At 50.5% G+C, this 15,400-nt stretch carries 15 protein-coding genes; 11 read left to right on the top strand and 4 right to left on the bottom strand.

What is annotated here, in order from left to right; all coding sequences use genetic code 11:
• Positions 1-113: 113 nt before the first annotated feature.
• The 11 genes from P1P89_01645 (at position 114) to P1P89_01595 (ending at position 9,760) form a co-directional block, all read left to right on the top strand.
• Positions 114-650 (top strand): type II secretion system protein, encoded by a 537-nt coding sequence (locus tag P1P89_01645; protein ID MDF1590190.1) that lies wholly within the window; start codon positions 114-116, stop codon positions 648-650.
• A gap of 252 nt (positions 651-902) precedes the next feature.
• Positions 903-1,481 (top strand): GspH/FimT family pseudopilin, encoded by a 579-nt coding sequence (locus P1P89_01640; GenBank protein ID MDF1590189.1) that lies wholly within the window; start codon positions 903-905, stop codon positions 1,479-1,481.
• 181 nt (positions 1,482-1,662) lie between these two features.
• On the top strand, positions 1,663-2,091 hold the full coding sequence (locus tag P1P89_01635) for a prepilin-type N-terminal cleavage/methylation domain-containing protein (GenBank protein ID MDF1590188.1): 429 nt from the start codon (positions 1,663-1,665) through the stop codon (positions 2,089-2,091).
• Positions 2,088-2,978 (top strand): type II secretion system protein, encoded by an 891-nt coding sequence (locus P1P89_01630; GenBank protein ID MDF1590187.1) that lies wholly within the window; start codon positions 2,088-2,090, stop codon positions 2,976-2,978. Before P1P89_01635 ends, P1P89_01630 begins: the two co-directional genes overlap by 4 nt.
• Before the next feature lie 67 nt (positions 2,979-3,045).
• Positions 3,046-3,411 (top strand): four helix bundle protein, encoded by a 366-nt coding sequence (locus tag P1P89_01625; protein ID MDF1590186.1) that lies wholly within the window; start codon positions 3,046-3,048, stop codon positions 3,409-3,411.
• Between the two features lie 259 nt (positions 3,412-3,670).
• Positions 3,671-4,852 carry a hypothetical protein gene (locus tag P1P89_01620; GenBank protein ID MDF1590185.1) on the top strand — a complete coding sequence of 394 codons (1,182 nt, stop codon included), beginning with the start codon at positions 3,671-3,673 and terminating at the stop codon, positions 4,850-4,852.
• Between the two features lie 106 nt (positions 4,853-4,958).
• Complete coding sequence (gene pilM, locus P1P89_01615) at positions 4,959-6,077, top strand: pilus assembly protein PilM (GenBank protein MDF1590184.1); 1,119 nt, start codon at positions 4,959-4,961, stop codon at positions 6,075-6,077.
• A complete protein-coding gene (locus P1P89_01610) occupies positions 6,068-6,667 on the top strand; it encodes a PilN domain-containing protein (protein ID MDF1590183.1) in 600 nt (199 codons plus the stop codon). Before pilM ends, P1P89_01610 begins: the two co-directional genes overlap by 10 nt.
• Positions 6,668-6,843: 176 nt before the next feature.
• Positions 6,844-7,386, top strand: a complete 543-nt coding sequence (gene pilO / locus P1P89_01605) for a type 4a pilus biogenesis protein PilO (GenBank protein ID MDF1590182.1) — start codon at positions 6,844-6,846, stop codon at positions 7,384-7,386.
• A 132-nt stretch (positions 7,387-7,518) separates the two neighbouring features.
• A complete protein-coding gene (locus P1P89_01600) occupies positions 7,519-8,058 on the top strand; it encodes a hypothetical protein (GenBank protein ID MDF1590181.1) in 540 nt (179 codons plus the stop codon).
• 268 nt (positions 8,059-8,326) lie between these two features.
• Positions 8,327-9,760 carry a hypothetical protein gene (locus P1P89_01595; protein ID MDF1590180.1) on the top strand — a complete coding sequence of 478 codons (1,434 nt, stop codon included), beginning with the start codon at positions 8,327-8,329 and terminating at the stop codon, positions 9,758-9,760.
• A 197-nt stretch (positions 9,761-9,957) separates the two neighbouring features.
• On the opposite strand, the gene P1P89_01590 is transcribed toward P1P89_01595, so the two are convergent.
• From P1P89_01590 to hcp, 4 genes are all read right to left on the bottom strand, one after another.
• Positions 9,958-11,568, bottom strand: coding sequence for an adenylate/guanylate cyclase domain-containing protein (locus P1P89_01590; GenBank protein MDF1590179.1), 1,611 nt, complete (start codon positions 11,566-11,568; stop codon positions 9,958-9,960).
• 485 nt (positions 11,569-12,053) lie between these two features.
• The gene (locus tag P1P89_01585; GenBank protein ID MDF1590178.1) at positions 12,054-12,812 is read right to left on the bottom strand and encodes a 4Fe-4S binding protein; all 759 of its coding nucleotides are present in this window, start codon (positions 12,810-12,812) and stop codon (positions 12,054-12,056) included.
• 49 nt (positions 12,813-12,861) lie between these two features.
• Positions 12,862-13,593: an HD domain-containing protein gene (locus P1P89_01580; protein MDF1590177.1), complete on the bottom strand. Its 732-nt coding sequence runs from the start codon at positions 13,591-13,593 to the stop codon at positions 12,862-12,864.
• 67 nt (positions 13,594-13,660) lie between these two features.
• On the bottom strand, positions 13,661-15,289 hold the full coding sequence (hcp, locus tag P1P89_01575) for a hydroxylamine reductase (GenBank protein MDF1590176.1): 1,629 nt from the start codon (positions 15,287-15,289) through the stop codon (positions 13,661-13,663).
• Between the last annotated feature and the right edge of the window lie 111 nt (positions 15,290-15,400).

Raw genomic sequence — 15,400 nt, 5'->3', positions numbered from 1 at the left:
GCTGAAGCAGATCCTGTCTAAGCAGCCGCAATCAAGAGATGAAACGTTATTAAATCAAGTTATAATGATTTGTTAACCCTTTAGCCATGAGGTATGTAAAGGAGAGTCGGGCAATGAAAATACCATTCAGAAAAGAAGCCGGATTTACGTTGATCGAAATGCTTATTGTCGTTATTGTCCTGGGCATCCTGGCAATGATCATCATCCCGCAAATCAATGTCTCAACGGGCGAAGCCCGGTTGAGCACCATGAGAACCAACTTGAGTACGATCCGCAACGCCATCGAGCTTTACTACCATCAGCATAACAATGTCTACCCCGGGGCTGTAAAGATTGACGGTAGCGGCACGGCCACGGTGGCGGCCGACCTGCCCGCCGCCTTCACCGATCAGCTGATTTATTACTCGCAGTTGGACGGTAAAACATCTAGCGATAAGAGCACATTGACCGCACCAATATTCGGCCCGTATCTCAAGACCGCGACCCTTCCGCAAAACCCCTACAATGAATCTAGTGCGGTCACTTGCGATATCACTACAATCGATCTTGCCCTCCGCGCGGCAACCCCTGCCGACGGCACGGGCTGGAAATTCTATGTCAAAATGGGTGTTTTTATCGCCAATGACAGTGCGACCAGCGGCACTTATTGATTCAGCTTAAGTTGAAAGAGACGGGTATCGTTGCTCCCTGTCGGTGCGATGCTATCCGCTGTCATTGTCTGAAATTGTATCAGTGGGATGAACCGTTCCGAGGTTTCCGCTTTGATCGGCGGCGGTTATCCCTGCAGCCAATTGACCGTCCAGCGGATCATGGCCGTGTATGCCCCACCTCATGCTGCATCGGGTGTGCCTCTGCCCGTTTCCATATTTTTTATCAATATTTTTTCCATGAATGAATGACCAATGAAACACCAGATAGCAGACAGCCTTTTAGCATGCCGACTGAAACGCCGCCGGAGGGACGGGTTCACGCTTTTTGAACTACTCATCGTCCTGCTGATCGTATCGATTTTTACCATGCTGGGCTGGCCGGCGATCAATGCGTTCATGGGGGATTACCGCCTGGGGACTGCCGCCGAAGAAATCGTCAACGCTCTGGAATTCGCGCAGCTCACCGCAGTCACCGGCCAGCAAACCCAGGTCACCATCAGCGCAACCACCAAAAAGATCGACGTCAAACAATTCAAACCCAACGTAAACCTGCTGGGCGGTGCTGGCTCGTATACCGCGGCGGAAGTGGAAAACGGCAGTTATGCCTATCTGGGAAACCCCATGAACAAGGGCATCGACTATACCATCACCTTTCCCAATGAAAGCCGCTTCAGCGGCGTGGACATCAACGCATCGGGCTTCGACACCCCGGTCACCTTTGATTCCACCGGGACCCCTTCCATAGGCGGAACGGTCACATTGACCTTTGGCGGCCGTCAGAAGGTGGTGACTTTAAATGCGCTCACCGGGAGGGTGAGTGTGAGTGGATAGAAGAACAAATGCCTAAAATGAGCTGAAATGCCTAAATTGCCTAAAATGGACGAACGAAAACAGTTTGCCATAGACCATGAAACCAGATCTCCAAATTTTAGGCATCTTAGGCATTTACAAACTTTAGGCATTTGCAAACTTTAGGCATTTTAGGCATTCCAAACTTTAGGCATTTTTTACCATGTTTCCCAAAAGAACTTATACATTTGTTAACCTCCTAAAATCCCCCACCGGCTTCACCCTCATAGAAGCCCTGATCGCGGTGGCTCTCCTGGCGATTGTGGCTGTGGGGATTTCAGCTCCCTATATTTCCGGATTCCAGGCCCTGGACGCGCAGGCCGAATCCATGCTCCTGGACAGCCGCCTGCGCAGCAAGATGGAAGAGCTTGTGAGCACCAACTTCGGATCCCTCAGCAGCAGCTTCGAGACGGTCACCGTCAACGGACAGAGTTTTACCATCACCTGGACGGTTGTGCCGGTGGATCTGGACGGCAACACGATTCCGGAACCCTCCGCGGTCCGGATAACGGTGTCCGTCACCCAGCGGCCCAATCATTCCCTGACAACCATCCGGGTCGATAACGAAGGCAGAGTGGGGAAGATAACATGAGGAAATGCGGTGAAAACGGCCTGACCCTGATGGAGTTGCTGATTACCGTCACCATTTTGCTGATCATTGCCGCGGTGGCCACCCCCCTTCTTTCCAGCAGCCTGGATGCCCACCGCAGCGGCATCGCCCGCTCCCGGCTTTATCAGGAAGGCCTGCTGGCCATTGAACGCATGACCGCTGGAGCTAAAAAAACAACCTTCCTTACGGTTCCCAACAACCGCAAACCCTCGCGAGACATCCTGGCATTTTCCCGTTTGGTCAACACCGACGGTGACTTCTACTTCGGGGCGTGGGGGAACCCTTTATTTCCACGCATCGATGAAGATACGCATGATTATTTTTCATCGGGCGGCTACGGCATCCGGGGCGTCGATGAAGACGGTGATGAGCTGTTTGATGAAGGACAACAATCTGATGATGATGAAGATGGACTCACTGGTGAAGACAAGTTTGATGGGTTAGACAATGATTTGGACGGGAATATCGACGAGAACGTGACGAAAGATATGAACCAGGACGGTGCCTACGGTATTAAGGGTATAGATGATGATGGTGATGGACAGGTGGACGAAGGAGTAGGTGAGGATAGTGATGATGATGAGGACGGGCTTAAAAACGAGGAGGTGGTTCTTTTCGCAGTGTATTTGTATAATTCTGCTGCTAAAACCCTTACTGAAATACATTCCGACCCTGTCACAGGCATATTGGGTTCTGCACCCAAGGTGGTCTTGTCGGATCACGTGACCAACTTCGAGGCCTTTTTCGAAGCCCCGGAACGGATACGCATTACCCTATCTCTTACTGGCGATAACGGAGAAAGCGCTACGTTTACAGAATATGTCTGCCCCAGAAACGTCTTTCAGAAAACCGGCAAGAGGGTGAGGTAAAGAAAATGCCTAAAGTGCCTAAAATTAAAAATGACTAAAATGGTGTGAAAGACCTAAAATGCCTGAAATGCCTAAAATTGTTGAGCGAAAGCAATTTGCCAAAGACCTTGAGAAGCGCACGCGCATATTTGCCGTGCAAATAATCCGTTTATCATCCACACTGTACAATACGCCTGAGTGCACGGTGATTCGAACCCAGATTGCCAAATCCGGAACCTCCATCGGCGCAAACTACCGTGAGGCCAACCGGTCAAGGAGCCGGGCTGATTTTAAAAACAAAATAAAAATTTGCGAAAGTGAAGCCAGCGAAACTCAGTATTGGCTGGAAGTCATCGTTGAAGCCGGATGGATGGCATGGGAAAAGGTGAAACCCCTGTATGAAGAATGCAGCGAATTGCTTGCTATTTTTACTTCCATCGGAAGAAGAAAATGACCCGATCCAAAATGGCTGAAAAGGGAAATGAGTAATGCTAAAGATGCCAAAAATGAACTCAAATGAACTTACATTTTTCAAGCAAACGGCAAATTGTCTACGATCTGCAATTTTAGGCATTTTTGGCATTTTTGGCAATTTAGGCATTTCATTCCGTGTAGGCAATTTAGCTCATTTTAGGCATTTTAGGCATTTCTTTTCCAGGCACTTCCCCCAATCCGGCCTCGCCTACGTCGCCATCCTCGTACTCCTGGCAATTATGTCCACCCTGGCCATGGCGTTTCTCTTCAAGGCCGGCACCCTGACAAAGGCGACGGCCAACCGGCTGAGCGGCATGCAGGCCGATTATCTGGCCGAAGCCGCGGCCGACCATGCCCTGTGGCGGCTGCTCAACGACCCGGGTTCGCTGGCCGACCCGACCGTCTATTACATGCATGATCTGGGCGGAGGCCGTTACGGCTACAAGGTCAGGGTGCACACGAATACCACCTTTGCCGCTGTAGCCACCGTGGGAGTTGTGGGCGACAATGTGGTGCACCAAAGTTATGTGATGTACATAAAATCGGGGCCGCAACAAATGATCACAGGGGCTTATATGGGCGATGGAACGGACAACCGCCCCATCACGAACGTAGGCTTTCAGCCGGATGTGGTCATTATCAAGGCGGCGGATTACGGGACAGAAGGGATCATCCGCACTGCGACCATGAGCGGCGAGAGCGCCAAACCCATGGTGGGATCCGTTGGGATTTTGAGCAATTTGATACAGTCTCTGGATGCCACAGGCTTTACGGTGGGAAACGGTTGGCGGGTCAACAAAGGCGGCACAATTTATTACTGGGCGGCATTCAGGGCCGTTGCCGGAGAAATGAAAGTGGGGACCTACACGGGTGACGGCGCCGGCGGCCGGGTCATCAGCGGGCTGGGCGGATTTCAGCCCGAGCTGATCATCGTCCTGTCTGAGGAGAATCACGAGGTCATGCACCGGTCCAATTATTCCGACCTCTCGTTTAACTTTGGCAACGGCCAGGGACAGGGCAACTGCCTGACGACGCCGGTTCCGTTTGACGGCTTCCGGTTGGGCAGCGATGATCGCGTAAACAAAAACGGGGTGATCTACCACTATGTGTGCTGGCCCAACATCGCCGGCCAGCAGCAGTTCGGCGGACATGGGGGCGACGGTCAGGACAACCGCAATGTGACCGGTTTGGGATTCAAGCCCGAATATGTCATTGTTCGAGCCGTATCGGCAGGTAGATTCATGATTCACCGCACCGCTTCCATCGACAAAAATGCGGATGAATCCATGTATTTTAGCAGTAAAGTGAACACAACCAACCACATTCAACTGCTGCTGGACGATGGATATCAGTTGGGCAAAGATGATGAGGTCAACAAGCTTAATATTTCTTATGAGTCTTTGGCCTGGGCCAGAAAATAACAATAATAGAGCAGAAAGGGAAGCCCGTTTGCCGAACTCGGTGTGAAAGACACATACAAAGGAATTGACATTTCAACTGTTTTAGATCAATTTGGACAGTAACATCATGCTTGGACATAACGAAACATACCCCATCGGCATTGACATCGACGATCGGCATGTCTATGCCGCCCAATTCCAACAAACCCGGCAGGGGCCGGCGGTACGCGACTTATTTTATTGGAAATTGAACGAACAGCAGACGGACAGTCCGGAATGGGAGGTCACCCTCATTTCCGCTTTAAAAGCAGCCGCTAAAAACAAACGGTTTCGCGGCAAACGGGCGGCCATCCATCTTCCCGCCAGACATTTGAATTGTTTTCCGATATCTTTCAGGATCGATGCCGGGGAAACCATCGACATGGCGATTGCCCGGGAGTGTCGTAAGCATCTCTCTTTTTCTCTTGAAAATGCTATCATCGATTATTCCAGCCTGATCGAAGTTCCCTCCGAGGAAAAGCAAAGGTTTAAAGCCTATATTATCTCTGCCCACCGCGACCAGATTGATCGCCATGTCCGGCTGCTGAAACGGGCCGGCCTTTCGGCCGAAACGATCGATTTTGACCTGTCATCCCTTCTGCGGCTGCACCATTATCTATATCCCCTGGGCGATGAACCGGTTGTTTTATGCAATATCGGGCAGCGCCAGACCCTGATCGCCATCGTTACCAAAGACAGCATCCTGGCGAGACGAACGACGACTTGGGGCATACAGGGGCTTTTCAATCGACTGGAGACCAACCTTGAACTCCCCAGTGACAGCCATCAGTCAGCCGAGATGCTTGCAATGTATGGCCTCAGGTATGACGATCACATTCAGCAACCTGTCGATTCGGGAAACGGCAAAAATGGAAGGTCGGGAGACGGCATCGAAATTTACCGGACGCTTTTCCAGATTCTGTCGCCGTATGTGGATGTGCTGGTTCATGAACTTTACCAGATTTTCGGTTATGCCCGATCGAATCAATCGGGCATCCGCTTTGAAAAAATCTTTTTGTACGGTCAGGTAAATTCGGTGGGGGCACTGGACCGGTACCTGGAAGCTCACCTCGGTATTCCGACGGAATCGATAAACCCGATACTAAAACTGAACATGGCGGACGGTAGACAGCTCCCGGATACGGACAGGGGTGCATCCTTTTCTCTGGCTCTCGGACTCGCATTGCGGAAAGTGACATGGCTTTAAGAGAAGTCAATTTAATTCCAGCGGAAATGCTTTACAAAAAACATGTCGCCCGTCACCTATTTTTATGGGCCGGTTCTCTGGTGCTTACCCTGGGCCTGATTTTCGGATTTTATCAATACCAACTCCATGCGGTGCTGCTGAAAAACCGTCCGAAGACAACCCTCGAGGACATGCATATCCAGTTGGGCGCAACCATCGCCGAAATCAAGATTTCCCAGCAGGAAATTGAACAGTTGAGCCGGCAGGATGCTTTCCTGAGAACGCTCAACACAAATCAGCCGTTTTCAGAGGTGCTCCTGAAATTGTCGGATATTATCAATGCCCAGACCTGGCTCACAAGGCTGACCATTCACAGCAGCCCTGAAAATGAATCTGTCGCCGCCGCCTTACAACTTTACGGGTATTCCCTGTCTAACGACCATGTCGGAAATTTTTTAAACCGGCTCTCAGAGGCCCCGCTGTTCCATAACGTGGTGCTCAGATATGCCAGGGAAGCCCAGAATATTCAGTCACCCCGAGATTCGGAATCAAAGTTAAAAGTTATTCAGTTTCAGATTGATTGTGACACCCCAAGGTTTAAAAGCAATTGATATGAGGGCGAGTTAACGCAGCGGGTGATAGTTAAAATTCATAAATTGTTTAAAATGTCTAAATTGCCTAAAATTAAAGAAACTCATATTTCGGACACAACAAATTGTAGCTTAGGCATTTTAGGCATTCCAAATTTTAGGCATTTTAGGCAGTTTCAATTTTAGGCATTCTATACATGATAACCATAAGCATTAAACAGTTGGACCGGGCATGCCTTATCACCGTCGTTATCGTTTCGCTGGTATGCGGCTTTGTGGCCGTGCGCCATGTCACAAATAAAAAGCGTTTTTTTGAAACTGAAAGAAACGTACTTTTAAATAAGATGAAGGAAATCAACCTGGCGGCAACAAACCTGGAGACGCTTCAGGTTAACCTGACAGATATCAAAAAAGAACTGAGTGATTTAAACGAACGGATTCCGGAGACCGGTAAGATCGGATTGTTATTACAACAGATCGATGCCTTGATGAAGCGGCATGAAATCACCCTGATCAGCATAGAACCCTTACCCGTCAGCCAGGATAAAATATATCTTAGAAATCCCATTAAACTCTTGTTCAAGGGAAGCTTTGTCAACAGTCTTCATTTGATCCGTAATCTTGAAGGAATGAATCGTATCATGGTCATGGAAACTTTAACCATCACCAGAGAGGAAATTTCGGATCAGTGCCAGGTTGAATTAACGACTACTGTTTTCGAACGTCCCAAGGCGATCTGAGGGGATGACCCGGGAATGCCTAAAATGAAAGAACCATATATTTTATTAATTTTAGGCAGTTCAAACTTTAGGCATTTTTAATGATTCCGCCGCTAATGGGGTGGGAAGGAGCACTTCAGGTTGATACCGACCGTGAATAGCGAGAAAATCAAGCTCTACCTTGTGATCGCGCTGGCGCTGGTAGCGGCCGTTGTCGCCTATTTTCGCTTTATACATAAAAGGACTGAACCGGTCACCCCTGCTACAGTTGCCGGCACCCCTTCCCCCCAGACACAGTTCGATCTTGATCCAGCCAAAACAGCCCAATCGCAACGGCCGCGGGTATCCCGGCCGGCCTTGACGGAACCTTTGAGAATGGATATCAGGGATATTTTCGCTCCGCTGCGGATGCCCCCGAAACCAAAGCCGGTGGTTCAACCGAAACCCCAAGTCCTTTCGAAACCGATGGAAAAAGCACCGGTCGTTGCGCCGCCGGCGCCGCCTCTCAATGTGGAGCTCAAAGGGACCGTCGTCGGCGGCAACGAACCGCTGGCCATTATTAATGATAAATTTGTGCGGCTGGGGGAAAAAGTCGGTGATTATCAGGTGGTCGGGATTACCCCCAGTGCTGTGTATTTAGAGTCGGGAAAGCACCGAAAGGTGCTTCAGGTTATATCCGGCGCGGCCAAATGAATCTCCCTGCGGCAAGACATGTCGACGAGCCCCTCGGTCATGAGCCTCAGGGTCGAAGACAAGCCGCGTTGCTGCAGGGTACAAAAGCTGATTTTATATTACCCCTCACCCTGACCCTCTCCCCAGGGAGAGGGAATATGAGGTTACCCCTCAGCAAGACTTGTCGACGAGCCCTTCGGTCATGAGCCTCCGGGTCGAAGACAAGTTGGGCTGCTGTGGGGAATTTTAAATTAAAAATCAGGCGTCGTTCGTATGGAGAAATAGGGATATGAATGCCAACAAGCAAGTTTTAAAGGTTTTATCCGGATTAGCGCTAAAGACAACCTTACTGTGGATTGTATTTTTCACACTATTGCTGTTTCCCTCTCCGGCAATGCTGATGGCCCAATCCGCCGCACCGGGCGTCCCCGCACAGGCCGATCCGGAATCCAGCAACCCGAAACAGTCGCCCCCTGATCCATCCGCCGGCGAAAATCTGTTAATCCTGAATTTCTACAAAAGAGATGTCCGCGAAATCCTTTCAGCCCTGGCCGTGCAACAGCAGCTCAATATTGTAATGGCGAAAGACGTCTCCGGAGAAGTATCCGTGCACCTCTACCGGGTTCCCCTCGACAAGGCCCTGGATTCGATTTGCCGGGCCGGCGGGTTCAGCTATTATAAACAGGGGGATGTTTATTTTGTATTTAAACCCAAGGTTGAACCGGAACCGTTGGCATCACGACTAAAGATGGAGATATTTAAAATTGAATATGCCGATATGGACAAGATCCAGGAGGTATTGACCGCCATCCCCAATATCCGCATGATCAAAATCCATGAACCCACCAAAACGGTTATCGTTGAAGACACCCCGGAAAACATAAAAAAAATAGAAACGCTGATCCGATACTGGGATGCCCGGCCAAAACAGGTGCTGATCGAGGCCAAGATATTAGAGATCACATTAACCGATGACATGTCCCTGGGGGTCGACTGGGAAAAAATGCTGGGAGATGTTCGGATCGGAACCGGCGGATTCAGCCGGGCGGTCTTGCCCATCACCGCACCGGTTTCCCCTGTGCCGCTCATAGGAGATGGTATCTTCGCCAACATGATAACCGGCGCCGGAACCACCCATCAATTTGCGGCCGCCATCGATGCGCTGCAGGAAAAGACCACCGTCAAAACCCTTTCAACCCCCAAAATACTGGCGATTCACAGCAAGTCGGCCAAGGTCATGGTCGGCGGTCAGCAGGGTTATGTCGTGACCACGGTAAATCAGGGGATCTCCACCGAGACCATCCAGTTCATCGATACAGGTACCATCCTTGACATCACCCCGTATGTCGACATCCATAACAACATACTGCTCAAGGTCCAGCCGGAACTGACTTCCGCCACGATTGAACAGGGAATCCCTGTGACCAAATCCACCAAAGTCACCACTTGGATGATGGCCAAAAACGGAGAAACGGTTTTTATCGCCGGCCTTATTCAGGATACTAAAACCGAAACATGGGCAGGCGTTCCCTGTCTGGGGGATATTCCCGGCATCCGTTTGCTCTTCGGCCGGACCGGCAACCTCATTGACAAATCCGAGCTGATCGTATTAATCACGCCCCAGGTTTTGGAAGATAGTGCCCCGCAGTTCCAGGAAGCCATTGAGAAAGCAAAAGAGGCTGAAAAGGATTTGCGGCAGAAGGGGGGCTATCAACCTCAATAGGTTTAAAACGCTTCACACAGCCGGGGGGCAGGTCTGAGAAAAACGGCTTTTCCCTGCGATATAAAAATGCCTAAAATGAACTAAAATGCCTAAATTGCCTAAAGTTAAAGAACCAGATGTTTCAGACATTTAGGCATTTTAGGCATTTCAAACTTTAGGCATTATAATGCGTGCCTGGGGCGAAAAGACATCCCGCTTCAAGCTTTGCCGGCCGGCGGTTCACGCCGTCCCACCACCTCAAAAACCTCCATCCGGCTTTCATTGGCGCCCAGTGTCTTCACGCCCAGCGATCGTGTAGAAATAACAGATTTTATTTTTGTGTGGGTTGACTTGCTGACCAGGATTGAGTTGGGCTTTTCCCGGGTAAAATCCTGAATGCGGAACGTGTCGTTGACTACGCCGCCGATGACTGTATATTCCATTTTCTTTTCAAAACCGATATTTCCGACGATGGCCTCACCCGTATTGATGCTGACGCCCATGGCCAAGGATACGCCATAGTTCTCCCGGGCAAAAGCATTCACCTTTTCAACTTCTTCCCGCATTTCCAGTGCCGCCAGGGCCGCATCGAGGGAGGTGTTTTCACTTTCAACCGGCGCACCGAAAACCGCCAGAATCCCGTCCCCCAGGAATTTATCCAGAATGCCGTTGTGCTTTAAAATCGCCGAGCCCATGGTCATAAAAAAATAATTGAGTACCGATACCACATCTTCGCTCTGCAGTTTTTTAGACATGCGTGAATATCCGCGCATGTCCACATTCAGAAGGGTGACCATCCTTTTTTCACCCAGGGTAATGAGGTCGCGATCGCCCCGGTCTAATATTTTTTGGGCCACCGCTTCGGGAACGTATTTTTGAAAAATATTGCGCACGTAGCGTTCCTTCTTTGCCATCTGCAGCGATTCAAAATACAGCCGGGAGTTTTCGAATGCTACGGCCGAAGCGGAGGCCAGGGACTTTAAAAGCTTTAATTCGCTTTGCCGGAAGAATTCTTTCATATTGAATGAAAGCAGCCCCATCCAGCCATAGAGATGATCTTTGGTTTCTATGGTGACGCTAAGAAAGCGAAAGGGTTGCGGGTGCAGCTTCCGGTATAACGGATCATTTCCGGAATCGTTGACAATAAAACACTCTTCATTTGAAGCGCGCACAGCAGTGGGTATTTGGTTCAGTAAAGCTTCTACCAAAGCGGCCGGATCGGAAATTATATCTGACACCTGCCCTGATGCGATGGCGGCGTTGTAATCCGGATTCTCACTAAACCAGGCAAAAGCCAGGTCCGCACGCATCGTTTCAAGGAGGTCTTCAATCAGCGTACGGAGTGTTTTGCCCGAAAAATTCAACGGCATGGTTTGGACCCCGATCTTGGAATACAGATACATGTCCTCGAAACTCCGGCCCAGTTCTTCGGCCATTTTTTCGGTTTCGGTCTGGCTGGACAGTTGAGATCCAACGATCTGGGCAAGATGGATGAGAAACGTCCGGACTTCAGTGATGTTCGACAGCTTCGTGGAATCTTTATTTTTCAATGACGGGCGGCCGTAAAATTCTGGCAGAACCGTTACCAAAGAACCCATCACATCGGTTCCATTCCTCAGTTGAATACCGAAAACAGCACCGTTTTTCTTAAACCGGGCTTGCTGGAATCCGTCGCAGCAAATGATTTTCTTATGAAACGCACCGAATTCGTTGCCGGCGTCTTTGTCGGACGACTGAGTAATAGAAGAAAATATCAGTCCCTTCTCTGCGGACCATAACTGAAAGTCAAACCGGCTGGTATTAGACAGGTCTAAAAGAAACTCTCGCATGCGTTCGGAATATAACACCCTTCACCTCGATGCATCGCACGATGCGACTTAACAAACCGGCAGTGCAACACCAGAAATTGCTCTTTATGGCAGATTCTTGCTGAGAGAACGGAAAATGTTCCCTCCCTTCTGCATGGTGTCGCAGAATTTTATTTCTGCAAGATAGTATCAAAATTTCAAATAATTATCAATATCATACTGTCGGTGTCCGAATATCAAACTACATTATCTGTTCGGGTTTGGACATGGAATGATACAGGCAGGATCGTTCACCGACAGTTAGAGCGGGCCTATACCGCTTTCCATAATAAAGTTCCGAAACAATGAATTGCGGTATAAGCGGTTGTAGAAAAAACATTGGGGTAACGGGACGTTTTTTTGACAACCGCTATAAAAGACCGGAAATATTCGAGCAGTTGAAAAAAAGCCTGACGACCCCGCATTCTGCGGAATTGTCAGGCCAAAATCAGGTTTTAAAACGGTTTCTACATGCGGTCCAGGATCTTGCCCCGGGTGCTGACCACCACCTCTTCAAGGGGGATCTTTTTGCCGGACAGTTCCAGGCCTTTTTTCACGATCACCGGGAGCCCGGCGCAGCAGGGCACCTCCATGATCAACGTTGTAATTCGCTTGATATCCGCCGTTTTAAAAATCTCGGCAAATTTATCGATATAAGCCTGGGCGTCATCAAATTTCGGACAGCCCATCATGACGGTCTTTCCTTTTAAATAGTCCCGGTGAAGGTGGGCAAAGGCCACCGGAGCGCAATCCGCCACCACCAACAGGTCAGCGCCCTTGAGAAAGGGTGCGGTGGGGGGGATGAGCCGGATCTGGATCGGCCAGTGGGTCAGCGCCGACGCCGTATCGCCGGCATGAACGGCAGCCGGTTTGTTGTGATCCTGACACCCGCAGGATTCCATCGGCTGAAATGTCTGCAATCTGGTAGAGGGACAGCCCCCCTGGGGATGGGTCGGCGCCTTTTTATCCTGCTTTTTGGCCAATTCAGACAACCGTTCTTCAACTGCAGCCTCGTCAAAATCTTCGGCCTCGCGTTCGATCACCTCAAGTGCGCCGGTGGGGCATTCCCCCAGGCAGGCCCCCAGGCCGTCGCAGAACAAGTCCGCAACGATCCGCGCCTTGCCGTCTATAATTTCCAGGGCGCCTTCGGCACAGGACGGTACACACTGTCCGCAACCGTCGCATAATTCCTCATCAATCTGTATGATTTTTCGCATTACTTTCATAGGACCGCCTTTTTTATACGTTAAAGAATGTTAGGGTTAACCCACCGGTTTATGCTTCCAGAAGTACTTTTCTGGCTTCTTCCTGCCCGCTTCTAGTTAAAAATGACTTATTAATGATTTCCGCCAGCCTTTCCCGCGCTGCCGGGCTTTCCTCCTGTTTTTCTTTTAGATCGACAATCAAGTCCGAGTCGTAAACAGACTTGAAATCCAGATTGTCGTCGGGCCGCGGATGATGATGATGGCCGACAATATCGCAGACCGCATCGATCAGTCTATCCTTGGCACCCAGCTTGACCAGGATCTCCCGGGCGATGGCAGGCCCCTCCTGCTCCTGGTATTTCGCCGCAGTGCTGTTGTATTTTCGTTCGGCCTCATGGATGCCGATGTCGTGAAGATAGGCCGCCGCCAGGATGACCGCCAGATTTCCGCCTTCACTTTTTCCGATTCTTTCGGCGTGGCGCGCTACCCGGGTCGCATGCCCGATCCGTTTAAAATCGCTCTTGAAGTAGCGTTTCATTTCCTGGGCCACCCGGTCCTTTAATAGGTTCTCCTGCTGCGCCGCCAGCTCCGGCGGCAGGGTGCCGATGCATTGTTCGGCATACTGACAATAGGCGGCACAGCCGAAATCCATGTGGGGGTTCACAAACCGGTGGCCGCAGCCGTCGCACTTGCGGGTGGTATCATCTTTAAAAAACTCGACGGCGCGTTCGCATTTGGGACATTTGGCCTCAAATATGGCCCCCGGTTTCCAATAGCGACTATCCTGTCCCGGACATTTCATGGTAAACCTCCCTGAGTTTGACGGGCAAGGAATAGCCCCTTGCCCGTCGTTGGTTTCCCTCTATGTATTATCCCAGAATCGCCTTCAGGTCTTCTTCCGGCGTAGAAACCGGCATGATATTGAACTTTTCCACCAGCACGTTGAGCACATTGGGGGTAATAAAGGCCGGTAGACTGGGCCCCAGCCGGATATCCTTGATCCCGAGATAGAGCAGGGTCAGGAGAATGGCGCAGGCCTTTTGTTCGTACCATGACAGCACCATGGACAGCGGCAGGTCGTTTACGCCGCACTCAAAGGCCTCTGCCAGGGCCGATGCGATTTTAATGGCGGAGAAGGCATCGTTGCACTGGCCCACATCCAGCAGCCGCGGTATGCCGCCGATATCCCCCAGATCCTTGTCAAAGAAGCGGAACTTGCCGCAGGCCAGGGTCAGGATCACGCAATCCGCCGGCACTTTTTCCACAAACTCGGTATAGTAGCTGCGCCCGGGTTTGGCCCCGTCACAGCCGCCCACCAGGAAGAAATGCCGAATGGCCTTGTTTTTGACCGCTTCGATAACTTTATCGGCAACCCCCATGACGGCATTGCGGCCGAAACCGACCGTTACGGCCCCGCGATCGGTGTCCTCGGCAAATCCGGGAAGTTCCAGCGCCCTTTCAATCACCGGGGTAAAATCCTTGTCGGCGATATGCCTGATCCCCGGCCAGCCTACCAGTCCGGTGGTGAAGATATTGTTTTTATAGGTGTCATGCGGCCGCTGGATACAGTTGGTCGTCATGAGGATGGCGCCCGGAAATTCGGCAAACTCTTTTCCCTGCCGCTGCCAGGCGGTTCCGTAGTGCCCGTAAAAATGCGCATATTTTTTCAGTTCCGGATACCCGTGACAGGGGAGCATTTCACCATGGGTATAGACATATATCCCCTTGCCTTCGCTTTGCTTCAAGATCTTTTCAAGGTCCATTAAATCGTGTCCTGAGACCAGGATCGCTTTGCCTTTTTTGGCCCCCAGCGGCACCCGTGTCGGCACCGGATGCCCATAGGCGCCGGTATTGCCGGCGTCCAGCAATTCCATGGCCCGCAGATTAATCTCTCCGCATTTTAAAACCAGCCCCACAAGCTCATCGGCGCCGAGGTTTGGGTCCAGGGTCGCGGCCATGCCTTCATGGACAAAGGCGAATACCTTGTCATCGCTCTGGCCCAGTATGCGTGCATGATCTGCGTAGGCGCATAGGCCCTTAAGACCGTAAGTTAACATCTCCTTTAGTGAAAGTATGTCCGGATTGACTTCCGGATCAGACTTGATCCCCACGGCTTCGCCTTGGATCACCAGTTCCGCAACTGTTTTGGCGGGCTGAAAGGTCGCCGGGCCTTTTGCAAAATCGACCTTTCCCCCGGCCGCTTTGACTTTGACGCTCAATGAATTCCTGAAATCGATACATTGATGAATCAGCCCGACGAATCTGTCCGGATCAAAATCAACGTTTGTCAGGGTTGAAAATATGGCTTCACAACTGAAAATATCAACCGCCTCATCCGAAACACCAACTTTGCGACCTTCAACGGCAATCTGTGAAAGCCCTTTAGCCGCATACAGCAGCAAGTCCTGCAACGCCGCCACATCCGGTTTTTTGCCGCATACACCCATCGATTTACAGCCTTCACCTTTGGCTGTCTGCTCACACTGAAAACAAAACATATTCTTCTCCTTTAATTAAGTTAATCTGTTATTTGAAAAGTAACCTTTTTTTCAAGTATTACAACCTTACTACCCCAAACGGATTTCCCTTACCTTGACTTAGGTCAAAAA

This window comes from Desulfobacterales bacterium (assembly GCA_029211065.1).
GTDB lineage: Bacteria > Desulfobacterota > Desulfobacteria > Desulfobacterales > JARGFK01 > JARGFK01.
This window is presented reverse-complemented; position numbering and strand designations above follow the sequence as displayed.

Coding starts and splice junctions, on each gene's coding strand:
- P1P89_01645 (MDF1590190.1), top strand. CDS start 114: ATGAAAATACCATTCAGAAAAGAAGCCGGATTTACGTTGATCGAAATG.
- P1P89_01640 (MDF1590189.1), top strand. CDS start 903: ATGAAACACCAGATAGCAGACAGCCTTTTAGCATGCCGACTGAAACGC.
- P1P89_01635 (MDF1590188.1), top strand. CDS start 1,663: ATGTTTCCCAAAAGAACTTATACATTTGTTAACCTCCTAAAATCCCCC.
- P1P89_01630 (MDF1590187.1), top strand. CDS start 2,088: ATGAGGAAATGCGGTGAAAACGGCCTGACCCTGATGGAGTTGCTGATT.
- P1P89_01625 (MDF1590186.1), top strand. CDS start 3,046: ATGCCTAAAATTGTTGAGCGAAAGCAATTTGCCAAAGACCTTGAGAAG.
- P1P89_01620 (MDF1590185.1), top strand. CDS start 3,671: ATGTCCACCCTGGCCATGGCGTTTCTCTTCAAGGCCGGCACCCTGACA.
- pilM (MDF1590184.1), top strand. CDS start 4,959: ATGCTTGGACATAACGAAACATACCCCATCGGCATTGACATCGACGAT.
- P1P89_01610 (MDF1590183.1), top strand. CDS start 6,068: ATGGCTTTAAGAGAAGTCAATTTAATTCCAGCGGAAATGCTTTACAAA.
- pilO (MDF1590182.1), top strand. CDS start 6,844: ATGATAACCATAAGCATTAAACAGTTGGACCGGGCATGCCTTATCACC.
- P1P89_01595 (MDF1590180.1), top strand. CDS start 8,327: ATGAATGCCAACAAGCAAGTTTTAAAGGTTTTATCCGGATTAGCGCTA.
- P1P89_01590 (MDF1590179.1), bottom strand. CDS start 11,568: ATGCGAGAGTTTCTTTTAGACCTGTCTAATACCAGCCGGTTTGACTTT.
- P1P89_01585 (MDF1590178.1), bottom strand. CDS start 12,812: ATGAAAGTAATGCGAAAAATCATACAGATTGATGAGGAATTATGCGAC.
- P1P89_01580 (MDF1590177.1), bottom strand. CDS start 13,593: ATGAAATGTCCGGGACAGGATAGTCGCTATTGGAAACCGGGGGCCATA.
- hcp (MDF1590176.1), bottom strand. CDS start 15,289: ATGTTTTGTTTTCAGTGTGAGCAGACAGCCAAAGGTGAAGGCTGTAAA.